The sequence below is a fragment of the Streptococcus sp. 2_1_36FAA genome (assembly GCF_000161955.2).
Classification (GTDB): Bacteria; Bacillota; Bacilli; order Lactobacillales; family Streptococcaceae; genus Streptococcus; species Streptococcus gordonii.
Map to the genome: position 1 here is coordinate 479,665 of NZ_KI391973.1, position 12,393 is coordinate 492,057.

A 12,393-nucleotide genomic window follows, 5' to 3' on the forward strand; every position below is an offset into this window, starting at 1 on the left:
ACAAAATATGAAAATTTTTGATGATATTCGTGATGCCTTGCAGGATAAAGAAGTGAAAATTGTCTTGCCTGAAGGAGAAGAACCTCGTATTCTTCAAGCAACTAAGCGCCTTGTAAAAGAAACTAGTATTACTCCAGTTCTTTTGGGTAATCCTGAAAAAATTCGTATTTATTTAGAAATAGAAGGAATAACAGAAGGGTATCAGGTCATTGATCCTACAAACTGTTCTTGCTTTGAGGAAATGGTGGAAGCTTTTGTCGAGCGTCGTAAAGGAAAAATTACTGCAGACGAAGCGCGTCAATTGTTGAAGGAAGATGTCAATTATTTCGGTGTTATGCTAGTCTATCTTGGTAAGGTTCAAGGAATGGTTTCAGGCGCTATTCACTCTACAGCAGCGACTGTTAGACCTGCTCTTCAAATCATCAAGACTTTGCCATGGGTTTCGCGCACTTCTGGTGCCTTTCTAATGGTTCGTGATGATGAGCGCTACATTTTTAGTGACTGTGCCATCAATATTGATCCAGACGCCAATGTTTTAGCAGAGATTGCTATTAACTCAGCTTTGACAGCACAAATTTTTGATATTGATCCGAAAGTTGCCATGCTCAGCTATTCTACCAAAGGTTCTGGTTTTGGAGAAAAGGTTGATAAGGTCGTAGAGGCAACTAAGCTGGCTCAGGAAATGCGTCCAGATTTGGCTATCGATGGCGAATTGCAGTTTGATGCAGCTTTCGTGCCTGCAACTGCAGAGCTGAAAGCACCTGGCAGCCCAGTGGCTGGTCAAGCGACTGTCTTTGTCTTCCCTAGCATTGAAGCTGGTAATATCGGCTACAAACTGGCTGAACGTTTGGGTGGATTCTCCGCAGTAGGTCCTATCTTACAAGGGCTTAATCATCCAGTTAATGATCTTTCTCGTGGATGTAATGCGGATGATGTTTACAAGCTGACCTTGATTACAGCTAGTCAGGCAGTTGGTCATTATTAAACGATATGAGATAATTGGGGGGCGTAAGCTCTCCAATTTTTTTATCCTTATGCTATACTAGATTTATGTTAAATTTGAAAGAATACGGAATTGAGATGTGGGAGGCAGGTAAAATTGCTTCTTTTCGCGAGAAATTATTAACTTGGTATGATAAAAACAAACGCGATCTGCCTTGGCGTAGAACAAATAATCCTTATCATATCTGGGTTTCTGAGATTATGCTGCAGCAGACTCGGGTGGATACGGTGATTCCTTACTATGAGCGTTTTCTTGACTGGTTCCCGACAGTAGCTGACTTAGCACAGGCACCAGAAGATAGACTGCTCAAGGCATGGGAAGGTTTGGGCTATTATTCGCGGGTGAGAAATATGCAAAAAGCAGCCCAGCAGATAATGATAGATTTCGCTGGGAAATTTCCTGATAGCTATGAAGGGATTGCTAGCCTCAAAGGAATTGGACCTTATACGGCTGGTGCTATTGCTAGTATTGCCTTTGGTCTAGCTGAGCCTGCAGTGGACGGCAATGTCATGCGGGTGCTGAGTCGATTGTTTGAAGTGGATTTAGATATTGGTCAACCCAGCAATCGGAAGGTCTTTCAGGCTATGATGGAGATTCTGATTGATCCAGACAGGCCCGGAGATTTCAATCAAGCACTGATGGATCTGGGGTCAGATATCGAAGCTCCTCTTAATCCTCATCCAGAAGATAGTCCTGTAAAAGAGTTCAGCGCAGCCTATTTACATGGAACTATGGATAAATATCCTATTAAAGCTCCTAAAAAGAAGCCTGTTCCGGTCTATCTTCAGGGCTTGATTATCGAAAACGAGCAGGGACAATTCTTGCTTGAAAAGAATGAAACTGCTGGCTTGTTATCAGGTTTTTGGCATTTTCCCTTGATTGAAGTTGAGGAATTTCAAACTGAAAATCAGATGTCCCTCTTTGAGATAGCTGAAAATCAGCCAAGTCCGGATTTGTCTCCTCAAGAAAGTTTTGAACAGGATTATGATTTGATTGTCGATTGGCAGCAGGAGTCTTTTCCAAAGGTGCAACATGTCTTCAGCCATCGCAAGTGGCATATCCAGCTAGCTTATGGCCGAGTTAATGATAGCCAGATCGTAGCTGATGGAGAGGTCATGTGGCTACATCCAGATGAATTTGAGAAGTATCCTTTTGCCAAACCCCAGCAGAAGATGTGGGAGGCATTTAATAAATGAACGTTCATTTCAATTTAGAGCATAGGTTTATGAAGAAAGAATGGGATTATGTAACTTATATGGATTATAGACCAGATTATTCAGATAAAAATTTTATAGGAGCTCGTAGTATATTTGCTAGTATTCTCTATTTTATATTAGCATGTTTCAATTATTTTTTGGCTTTTGCATATTTTGCTTTTATTCGCGAATTATATTCTAATCATGCAAAAATCAGTTCTATCTTAATTTGTTGTTTTATTTGTTACAATTTATTTTTCTTAATTCGTGAGTTAAATTTTAAAATCCTTCATTGGTGTGGCTATCATGCCTTACCAAAATATTATAGATTTGGCAGAGGGAGGTTTCCTTTATTCAATAAAATAACGAAAACATATAAAAGACATTACAGAAGAAGATCAAGGAAACACCAATTTCTATTCCTACTCAGTTATTTGCTTTATCTAAATTTGTTGCCCATCTGTCCCCTTATATATTTTTATTTTATAATACATTTTAATATAACAGACTTCAATAATGAAAATAAAATCTATTCTTTTATCATCTTCATCTTGTTATTTGTGCTGATCTATATATTAGAATTACTTTTTAAAAGATATAGAAAATGGTTTACAAAACACTTTAATCTTGATGATAGGCTAGAGGAGCATGAATTTCCAATATTTTTCTTAAAAGAAAAATGATCTACTAGAATAGTTTGTAAAAAAATAACAATAGAATTGAACAACTTTTACGGAAAACGAATAATAGCTAGAGAATAATCTCTAGCTATTATTTTTATAGATGAGCGAATGCTTTAATTTCATCTGCAGTCATAGAAGAATCACAACGAACTGCTACTTGGCCGTCTTGAACATGAACAAAACCAGGAACCGTCGGAATGCTATATTCAGAGCGGAAGGCTTGCAGTTTCTCTAATTCACTAGCTTCTTCACTGTTAATGAAGTAGATGTGTGCTTTAGTTTCAGCTACGACACCAGCTAATGTTCCAGCAAACTTACGGCAGTAAGGGCAAGTTTTGCGACCAATAAAGAAAGTTGCAGTTTCTTTGTCAGCAATCGCTTGGCGAGCACGATCAACAGTTGTGACTTCTAAGTCTTTAATATTTTGAGCAAATTGTTCCATAAATCATCCTCATTTCTTTTGATAAAACTAGTATGCCATAAAGTTTCTAAAATTGCTTAGATTTGATACGAAAAAAAGATGAGATTGGTTGGTCTCATCTTTTATAATTTCTTATTTTACAAAAGCATTGATTTCCGCTTCGATATTTGCAATCTTAGCTTGTGAATCTTCGTTGCTTTCACCTACAACTGCAATGTAGAACTTGATTTTTGGTTCAGTTCCAGAAGGGCGAACAGCGATCCATGAACCATCCGCAAGTGTGTATTTCAAAACATCACTTGGAGGTGTTGTCAAGGTTGTTACAGTGCCATCTGCAGCAGTAGAAGTTTGGGCTTTGAAGTCTTCTACGACAGTGATAGCTGTTGCATTCCATTCTTTTGGAGCATTGTTACGGAATTTAGCCATGATGGCTTTGATTTGTTCAGCACCGTCTACACCTGAAAGAGTCACAGAGATGGTCTTTTCAGCATAGTAGCCGTACTCTTTGTAGATTTCTTCGATACCGTCAGCAAGTGTCAAACCACGTGAGCGGTAGTAGGCAGCAAGTTCAGCAACGACAAGAACGGCTTGGATGGCGTCTTTATCACGTACAAATGGTTTGATCAAGTAACCGAAGCTTTCTTCAAATCCCATCATGTAAGTGTGATTGTGTTTTTCTTCAAATTCTTGGATTTTTTCAGCGATAAATTTGAAACCAGTCAAGACGTTGAACATTGTTGCGCCGTAGCTTTCAGCAATCTTCGTTACCAAGTCAGTTGATACGATGGATTTGCAGAGAGCTGCATTATCAGGAAGAGTTCCAGCATTTTTGTGGGCTTCCAAGATGTATTTAGCCATGATAGCACCGATTTGGTTACCTGAAAGGTTGAGGTAGCTACCATCTTTTTGAAGCACTTCCACACCAACACGGTCAGCGTCAGGGTCAGTTGCGACAAGAACATCTGCACCAACTTGACGACCAAGTTCTTCGGCAAGGGCAAAGGCTGCTTGGTTTTCTGGGTTTGGAGACTTAACTGTAGAGAAGTCAGGGTCTGCAGTTGCTTGCGCTTCAACAACTTGAACAGAGTCAAATCCTGCTTGGGCAAGAGCACGACGAGCCAACATTTCACCAGTACCATGAAGTGGTGTGTAGACAATCTTCATGTCTTTACCAAATTCTTCAATCAAAGCTGGATTGATGTTCACATCTTTCACTTCTTTTAGGTACTCTACGTCGACAGCTTCGCCGATGACTTCAATCAAGCCAGAAGCTTTTTCAGCTTCTACATCTGCAACTTCAACAGCGAATGGGTTTTCGATAGCACGGATGTAAGTTGTCAAAGCATCTGCATCGTGTGGAGGCATTTGTCCACCGTCTTCGCCGTAAACCTTGTAACCGTTAAATGGAGCAGGGTTGTGGCTGGCAGTAATCATGATACCTGCGAAACAGTTGAGGTGGCGAACGGCGAATGAAAGTTCTGGAGTTGGACGAAGGCTTTCAAATACATACGATTTGATACCATGTTTTGCAAGAACTGCAGCAGATTCAAAGGCAAATTCTGGAGAGAAGTGACGACTATCGTAGGCAATTGCCACACCACGTTCTTTTTCATTTCCACCTTTTGACTCAATCAAACGAGCCAAACCTTCAGTCGCTTGACGGACAACATAGATATTAATGCGGTTTGTACCAGCACCAATCAATCCACGCATACCAGCAGTACCAAATTCAAGATTGGTATAAAAGGCATCTTCCTTTGTTTTTTCATCCATATTTTCTAAATCTTGACGAAGGTAGTCTGGAAGATCAGCGAAATCGACCCATTTTTGATAATTTTCTTGGTAAGTCATAGAATGTCTCCTTTATTTAAAAAATGAAGAGAGGAAAATCATGATAAATCATCCCGCTCTTGAATATATCTAATCGCTTTCATTGTAGCATATTTTCACTTATTTTGAAAGGTCAGATATAGAAAATGATGAAATACTTTTGAAAAAATTTTTTCAAAAATTTCTAATAAATTATATAGACAAATTCAAAAAAGGACAGATGGATAACTGTCCCTACAAACTTATTGATTTGAATTTTATTGCTTAACTTTTTCAAGTGCAGGAATAATACCAACTGTCAAGACTACCGAAATAAGTAACTCTGCAATTGAATTTGCGGATAAAACTATGGCAAGCATGGCTTGGATATTACCTTGATAGACATTTGAAAATAGTAAAAAGATTCCTCCCAAGACAAAAATGGTATTAGTAGCAGAACCAACTGCTCCAGCTATAGCTAAACCAAGTTTGTTGTGTAGAACTTTATAGACAAGGTAAGGTGTGAGACCGATTAAAATGCGTGGCACCATGGCAACCATAAGCGAATAGAGATTTCCGTTTGGTACAAAAGGGCTAAAAAGATAGCTACTAGGAATAATCACTATGGTGTTAGTAATTACACTAATACATCCCATAAGGAAACCTAAGACCATTCCAACCTGAGGACCATAAAGGATACTAGCAATAATAACAGGTATATGAATAATCGTTGGTTTAATATCTACTGGCAATAGGTTGAAAATTACTGAGCTCAGTAGATGCAGTACCAACATAATGGCAAAGAAAATAGCAATTTGAGCAATCTTAGATTGTTTTTTCATAAATAAGTTCCTTTACAGTATCTATAATTGTATCTATATCAGCTAGAGCGCCTGTTCCCTGATCACCGCAAGCTAGTACAGCTTCACGAGGTTGGATAATCTTCCAACCAAAATTTTGCAGACGCTCTAGGTTGTGCTGGGTTAGTGGGTTTTCATACATCTTGGTGTTCATAGCTGGCGCCAAAACTTTCTTAGTATGAGTCGGTAAGGCCAGAGCAGTAGCTGTTACCATATTATCTGCTAGACCATTTGCTAATTTAGCAATCGTATTGGCCGTTGCAGGAGCTAGTAGAAAGAGGTCAGTCTCCTTGGCAATGGTAATGTGGTTGACCTTGCTAGGATCAGGCTCTTGCATGATATCTAGACCAACCAACCTTTGAGATAAAACTTGCAAAGTTAGAGGTGTGATGAATTCTGTCGCAGCCTCAGTCATGAGGACGGCCACATCAAAGTTCTCTTTCTTTAGGCGACTAGTAATATCTGCTGCCTTGTAGGCTGATATGCTACCACTAACTGCTAGAGTAATCTGAGTCATGTTTTTGCCTCCCTGTGGATATATTGGTAGAGGAGTTGAGCAATCTCAACCTTGGAATGTGCTTGCGTCACCCTATCTTTTTCAACTAGATAAGCTTCATGCCCTTTCTCAGTAATTTTATTTAAATCATTGGCAATAATAATATCTGCTTTGTTTTTTTGGAGACTGGCTCGCGCAGTCTCAAGTAACTTTTCCTTAGGAACATCAACCAAGAGTTTGAATCCAATCAAGCGAATGTCGGGATTCCATTGTTTTACTAAGGAGATGATTTTTGGTGTTTTTTTAAGGAAAAGTACCTGGACATCATCCTGAGAAGAAATCTTGCTTTCTGAGTTAGACTTATTCAGTAATTCTGTAAGGTCAGAGCTAGCTAAAACTTTATCAAAGCCTGTCATATAAACTGGAGTGTAGTCAGAAACTGCCATAGCATGAATTAGTACATCGTGCGTGTGTACAAGTTGCTCCAGCTTTTCATGAAGCTCTGCGACATTTTCAATTTCTACTGTAGTAAGATTGGGATGTAGTAGAGGACGGACAGCCTTGGAAGTCGTTACTAAAGTCACTCGGTCACCCTTATTTAGGAAAGTTTCGGCTATAATTTTTCCTAACTGTCCAGTTGAATGATTGGTAATAGAACGGACTCGATCGATTTTTTCACTTGTTCCGCCTGAAGTAATCAATATATTCATAGCTTTATTTTACAAGAAAAAGTAAATTTAGTAAAATAATTATATTTACAGAAAGCTACTGAGAATTAAAATTTTGAAAACAGATTGAAGTTACTTGTTTCATATCAATAATCTATAGGAATGATTGTAATTTTTTGAAAAAAGGAGAGAGTATGGAGAAAGAGAAATATCAGTTTGAATATTACGCTGGTTCGAATTTTTATTTCACAAATTTGATGTTTATATTGGTCTTGTTTGGATTTGGAATTGTTGCTTTTATAAGTATATACATGGATATTGATAAGGGCATAGAGCATGATTTGTCGCACTCTACCTTAATGATTATATTCTTAGCAGCGATCTTTGGCGGAATCATACTCTATCTGATAAAAAATATATTTAAAGAAAAAGAAAGCAACGTACCAATTCTAGCAGGGACAAAAGATGAGTTCGTCTTTCGCATTGATGATGAACAAATTAGCATTCCATGGAAAGATATTCAAAGAATTTCTTATAAGAAGCGTTCCGAATATAGTTCTGAAGGACATAGAAGTGTAAAGCATTATATTTGTCCCTATACCCAAGATGGTCCTGATTACGAAATTTCGATTGATAAATTAGATGAAGACCAGTATGATATCTATGATGTCTTAAATAAATACCATCCGGAGATTCTTTTGAGTGGATTTCTTGATTAAAGGAATTACAACTTAAAGTTTAGATTTCTATAAAGTTTCAAGTGAATTTCATAATTTTATCTGATGAATTCTAGTTTTCGCAAAGCAAAACACGAACAATATTTTTTAAAAAGAGTTAAATTGTGTAGATTTTACTCTTTTTTTGTTATAATCTATATACTAAATGGATGAAGGAGAATTTGATGAAAACAGATATCGAAATTGCTCAAAGTATTGAATTACAGCCTATAGTGGATGTGGTGAAAAAAATTGGCATTGACTATGATGACTTGGAACTGTATGGTAAGTACAAGGCTAAGCTTAGCTTTGATAAGATTTCTGAGGTAAGAAAAAATCCAGTTGGTAAACTGATTTTGGTAACGGCTATTAATCCAACTCCAGCAGGTGAAGGGAAATCAACTATTACCATTGGTCTTGCGGATGCCTTGAACAAGATTGGCAAGAAAACTATGATTGCCATCCGCGAACCGTCTTTGGGTCCAGTAATGGGGATCAAAGGAGGAGCAGCTGGCGGTGGCTATGCGCAGGTCTTGCCTATGGAAGATATTAACTTGCATTTTACTGGAGACATGCATGCCATTACGACTGCCAACAATGCCCTGTCTGCCCTCATTGATAATCATCTTCATCAGGGAAATGCTCTGGGAATTGATCAGCGGCGCATTATCTGGAAACGTGTGGTTGACTTGAATGACCGAGCTCTGCGCCATGTGACTGTTGGCTTAGGTAGTCCAGTCAATGGTATTCCACGCGAAGATGGCTTTGATATCACGGTTGCTTCTGAAATCATGGCAATTCTTTGCCTAGCTACGGATATTGAAGATTTGAAAAATCGCTTGGCAAACATTGTCATCGGTTATCGCTATGACCGCTCACCAGTCTATGTTCGTGACCTTGAGGTCGAAGGTGCCTTGGCTTTGGTATTGAAAGATGCGATTAAGCCAAATCTAGTTCAGACTATTTACGGGACACCAGCCTTTGTTCATGGTGGTCCTTTTGCCAATATCGCCCATGGTTGTAACTCTGTTTTGGCGACTAGCACTGCGCTACGCTTGGCTGATTATACGGTGACTGAAGCAGGATTTGGGGCAGATCTTGGAGCCGAGAAATTCTTGGACATTAAGACTCCAAACTTGCCAACTTCTCCAGATGCAGTAGTCATTGTTGCAACCCTTCGTGCTCTTAAGATGAATGGAGGCGTAGCTAAGGATGCACTGACAGAAGAAAATGTAGAAGCAGTTTGTGCAGGTTTTGCTAACCTTAAACGCCACGTTGAAAATATCCGTAAGTTCGGTATTCCAGCAGTTGTTGCAATTAATGAATTTGTTTCTGATACAGAAGCTGAAATTGCAACCTTGAAGGAACTTTGTGCAGAAATCGGAGTACCGGTTGAGTTAGCTAGCGTTTGGGCTGACGGCGCTCAAGGTGGTGTATCTTTGGCTGAGACTGTAGTCAAAACCATTGATGAAGAACCAGCTCATTACACTCGCCTCTATGACAATGATTTATCTATTGAAGAAAAAATCGAAAGAATTGTCACAGAAATTTATCGTGGTTCAAAAGTAAACTTTGAGAAAAAAGCGCAGACTCAGATTCGCGAAATTGTCAAAAACGGCTGGGACAAGCTACCAATCTGTATGGCCAAAACACAGTATAGCTTCTCAGACAATCCTGCTGCTCTGGGTGCGCCAGAAAACTTTGAAATTACCATTCGTGAATTGGTACCAAAACTTGGAGCAGGCTTTATCGTGGCTTTGACAGGAGATGTCATGACCATGCCAGGATTGCCAAAACGTCCTGCAGCACTCAATATGGATGTTGCAGCAGACGGCACAGCGATTGGTCTATTTTGATCTTGGTTTAAAAGGCTCTTTACGAGTCTTTTTTTGGTATAATAGTGAAAATAATGAGAATAGAATATGGAGTCATTATGGAGATTAGATTAGCAACTCCATCAGACGCTGCAGCCTTGCTTGCTATTTATGCGCCTTATGTGGAAAATACAGCCATTACTTTTGAATATGAAGTTCCAACTATCGAAGATTTCACAAATAGGATTGCGAAAACATTGGAAAAATATCCTTACCTGGTGGCGGAAGAAGATGGTGTGGTCTTAGGTTATGCTTATGCTTCGACTTATTATGCGCGTGCCGCCTATGATTGGGCAGTGGAATTATCTGTCTATGTCAGTCTAGATTCTAGGGGACAGGGAGTTGGCAGTAAGCTTTATGATGCGCTAGAATACCTGTTAGATCAGATGGGATATGTGCATTTTCTAGCCTGTATCTCTCTGCCAAACGAAGCTAGTCTAGCTTTGCACCGAAAAAGAGGCTACCAGCAAGTAGCTTATTTTCCAAAAATTGGCTATAAATTTGAGCGTTGGCATGACATTGTTTGGCTACAAAAGTCCTTAGACAAGGAAGCTGGACCAATCAAGCTTTTAAAAGTAAAGGAGTCGGAAGTATGAAAAAGAAATATCTAATTATTTTGTTGTTATCCATTGGTTTAATTACCTTATCCGGTTGTCAGATGATTGAGAACTGGATTAAAAATGCCAAAGAAGAATGGATTGGTTTAGAGATGACAGTTCGCACTTATGATGAAAATTCTCAGCTTATTGACCAGATGTCGGGCAAATCTCTATCCATCTCTCGTAATGAGGAGTTTGACTCAGTTGATGCGGAGGGAAATTCCAAGGAAGATTCTTCTGTGCTCAAAATCACCTTGGGTAAGTACGAGATTGACCATGTAGGTTCTTCTCTGATTGCAGAAGAAAAAGGATTGAAAGATGTGTTTGCCCAGTATCAAAAGACGGCAGATGTTGAGGAGAATAGTCATTCTGTTCCCGTTTTAAATCGTATGATTTCAGCCTTTAAAAACGACTTTACTGGAAAGAAAAAAGTCATTCTAATTCGCTCTCAAAATGGGACTCCGCTGGCAGCATATGCTGGCGATCGTGTCTCTCTTGATAAATCTGATGCTCCTAAAACATCTGAGCTGCTGATTGACGGCAAACGTCTCGTGATATATCGCTGTGACTACACTATTTATGACCGTGAATTGTTGGAGTAAGCTATGGATGTAGAGGAATTGGTAAAAGAGTTAAAAGCTGTAGCTAACCCAGATGATGCGGTGGCTATGAAAGCCTATATGAAAAACAAATTTGAGTTTCTAGGAGTCAAGACTCCAGCTAGACGGAAGCTCACAAAGACTTTTTTAAAACAGCAGACTAACTTAGTCATTGACTGGAATTTCATTAATGAAGCTTGGAATTATCCCTATCGAGAATTGCAGTACGTAGCGCTCGACTATCTGGAGATTCGCAAGAAATTATTGACACCATCTGACTTGCCAGATTTAAAAATACTTGCCCAAACAAAATCTTGGTGGGATACGATTGACTTTCTAGACCGTTTGGTCGGATCCATTATTGCCCAATTTCCAGAAACCAAAGCTACTATTTTATCTTGGAGTTGTGATGAGGATATCTGGTTGCGTCGCTTGGCTATTGATCATCAGCTATTGCGAAAAGAAGAAGCGGACACAGAGCTGTTGGAAAAGATTTTAATAAATAACCTTGGCCAAACAGAATTCTTTATTAACAAGGCTATCGGCTGGGCGCTGAGAGATTATTCCAAAACCAATCCAAACTGGGTCAGAGATTTTATCGAGCGGCATCGAGCTGAAATGGCTGCACTTAGTATTCGAGAGGGAAGTAAGTATTTATGAAACAAGTTTATTTAAAATATCTGGATGAGAAGGATTACTCAGTTTGGCTGGAAGGTTTTTCCAATAGACTACCCTCCCAATCGCCATTTGATGATGGACTTTTAGATATGACAATTTGTACAGAAAGTTGGTTTGCGGATTTGGTGGCTAAGCACCGCAATTTCCGAGAGAAAGACCAGCAGTATATTTGGGGAGTTTATGATGCAAAAAGCGAAAAACATGTAGGTATGGTTAATTTATTTGTGCTGGCTAGAGACGATTTTCAATGGGCGGAAATAGGTTATACGATACATAATCAATATTGGCGTCAGGGCTATGCCAGAGCTATGTTAGAAGAACTCAAGCAAGTCAGTCGCGAACTAGGATTTCATCGCTTAGAAGCACATGTTGATCTACAGAATATCCCTTCGCAAAAATTACTGGAGCAAGCTGATTTCTATCTTGAAGGAGTACGGAAAAAATTCCAAAAAGAAGGTCAAGAGTGGAAGGATAGACAAGTCTTTGTTTATATTTTAGATTGTAAGTGTCTAGAGTTTTGAGAAAGTGAAAAATTGAATAAGAAATTGACGAGGAAATGAGAAATCATTTCCTCGTTTTTTGTTTGTTTAAGATAACTAAGGAGGGGCTAATATGTCACCTAAAGAAAAAGAATCCAGAGAGGCTATTATTTCATTCTTGATGAAAGAGACTGGTTTTACACGAAAAGAAACGCTAGAAAATTTGAAAGAACTAGAAGCGTTTGGATTGATTAGATTTAACTCAAAAGGTGCTTTTAGACTGAGGGAGGTTTAATCAATGCGAGATATAAA

At 38.9% G+C, this 12,393-nt stretch carries 14 protein-coding genes; 9 read left to right on the forward strand and 5 right to left on the reverse strand.

Translation table 11 applies throughout. From position 1 onward, the window contains the following. Positions 1-7: 7 nt before the first annotated feature. Together pta and mutY are read left to right on the forward strand one after the other, a co-directional pair. A complete protein-coding gene (gene pta / locus HMPREF0847_RS02350) occupies positions 8-985 on the forward strand; it encodes a phosphate acetyltransferase (RefSeq protein ID WP_008809166.1) in 978 nt (325 codons plus the stop codon). 65 nt (positions 986-1,050) lie between these two features. Continuing rightward, positions 1,051-2,199 carry an A/G-specific adenine glycosylase gene (mutY, locus tag HMPREF0847_RS02355; protein ID WP_008809165.1) on the forward strand — a complete coding sequence of 383 codons (1,149 nt, stop codon included), beginning with the start codon at positions 1,051-1,053 and terminating at the stop codon, positions 2,197-2,199. 777 nt (positions 2,200-2,976) lie between these two features. Here the strand turns inward: mutY and HMPREF0847_RS02365 are convergent. The 5 genes from HMPREF0847_RS02365 to HMPREF0847_RS02385 form a co-directional block, all read right to left on the reverse strand. After that, complete coding sequence (locus HMPREF0847_RS02365) at positions 2,977-3,324, reverse strand: thiol reductase thioredoxin (RefSeq protein ID WP_008809163.1); 348 nt, start codon at positions 3,322-3,324, stop codon at positions 2,977-2,979. Between the two features lie 111 nt (positions 3,325-3,435). Further along, positions 3,436-5,154 (reverse strand): phospho-sugar mutase, encoded by a 1,719-nt coding sequence (locus tag HMPREF0847_RS02370; protein ID WP_008809162.1) that lies wholly within the window; start codon positions 5,152-5,154, stop codon positions 3,436-3,438. A gap of 236 nt (positions 5,155-5,390) precedes the next feature. Beyond that, positions 5,391-5,954 carry an ECF transporter S component gene (locus HMPREF0847_RS02375; protein ID WP_008809161.1) on the reverse strand — a complete coding sequence of 188 codons (564 nt, stop codon included), beginning with the start codon at positions 5,952-5,954 and terminating at the stop codon, positions 5,391-5,393. Further along, on the reverse strand, positions 5,938-6,489 hold the full coding sequence (gene coaC, locus HMPREF0847_RS02380; RefSeq protein ID WP_008809160.1) for a phosphopantothenoylcysteine decarboxylase: 552 nt from the start codon (positions 6,487-6,489) through the stop codon (positions 5,938-5,940). Before coaC ends, HMPREF0847_RS02375 begins: the two co-directional genes overlap by 17 nt. After that, positions 6,486-7,178: a phosphopantothenate--cysteine ligase gene (locus HMPREF0847_RS02385; RefSeq protein ID WP_008809159.1), complete on the reverse strand. Its 693-nt coding sequence runs from the start codon at positions 7,176-7,178 to the stop codon at positions 6,486-6,488. Before HMPREF0847_RS02385 ends, coaC begins: the two co-directional genes overlap by 4 nt. A 152-nt stretch (positions 7,179-7,330) precedes the next feature. Here HMPREF0847_RS02385 and HMPREF0847_RS02390 point away from each other — a divergent pair, with 152 nt between their 5' ends. The 7 genes from HMPREF0847_RS02390 (at position 7,331) to HMPREF0847_RS11320 (ending at position 12,376) form a co-directional block, all read left to right on the forward strand. Next, positions 7,331-7,855, forward strand: a complete 525-nt coding sequence (locus tag HMPREF0847_RS02390; protein ID WP_008809158.1) for a hypothetical protein — start codon at positions 7,331-7,333, stop codon at positions 7,853-7,855. Positions 7,856-8,037: 182 nt separating this feature from the next. After that, entirely contained in the window at positions 8,038-9,708 is a 1,671-nt protein-coding gene (locus tag HMPREF0847_RS02395) for a formate--tetrahydrofolate ligase (protein ID WP_008809157.1), read from the forward strand. A 77-nt stretch (positions 9,709-9,785) separates the two neighbouring features. Continuing rightward, positions 9,786-10,322 (forward strand): GNAT family N-acetyltransferase, encoded by a 537-nt coding sequence (locus HMPREF0847_RS02400; protein ID WP_020992622.1) that lies wholly within the window; start codon positions 9,786-9,788, stop codon positions 10,320-10,322. Then, a complete protein-coding gene (locus HMPREF0847_RS02405; protein ID WP_008809155.1) occupies positions 10,319-10,927 on the forward strand; it encodes a DUF5052 family protein in 609 nt (202 codons plus the stop codon). Before HMPREF0847_RS02400 ends, HMPREF0847_RS02405 begins: the two co-directional genes overlap by 4 nt. Before the next feature lie 3 nt (positions 10,928-10,930). Beyond that, positions 10,931-11,584 carry a DNA alkylation repair protein gene (locus HMPREF0847_RS02410; RefSeq protein WP_008809154.1) on the forward strand — a complete coding sequence of 218 codons (654 nt, stop codon included), beginning with the start codon at positions 10,931-10,933 and terminating at the stop codon, positions 11,582-11,584. Then, positions 11,581-12,123, forward strand: coding sequence for a GNAT family N-acetyltransferase (locus HMPREF0847_RS02415; RefSeq protein ID WP_020992623.1), 543 nt, complete (start codon positions 11,581-11,583; stop codon positions 12,121-12,123). The genes HMPREF0847_RS02410 and HMPREF0847_RS02415 overlap by 4 nt, the downstream gene beginning before the upstream one ends. 91 nt (positions 12,124-12,214) lie before the next feature. Beyond that, positions 12,215-12,376, forward strand: coding sequence for a hypothetical protein (locus HMPREF0847_RS11320; RefSeq protein WP_008809890.1), 162 nt, complete (start codon positions 12,215-12,217; stop codon positions 12,374-12,376). Positions 12,377-12,393 lie beyond the last annotated feature (17 nt).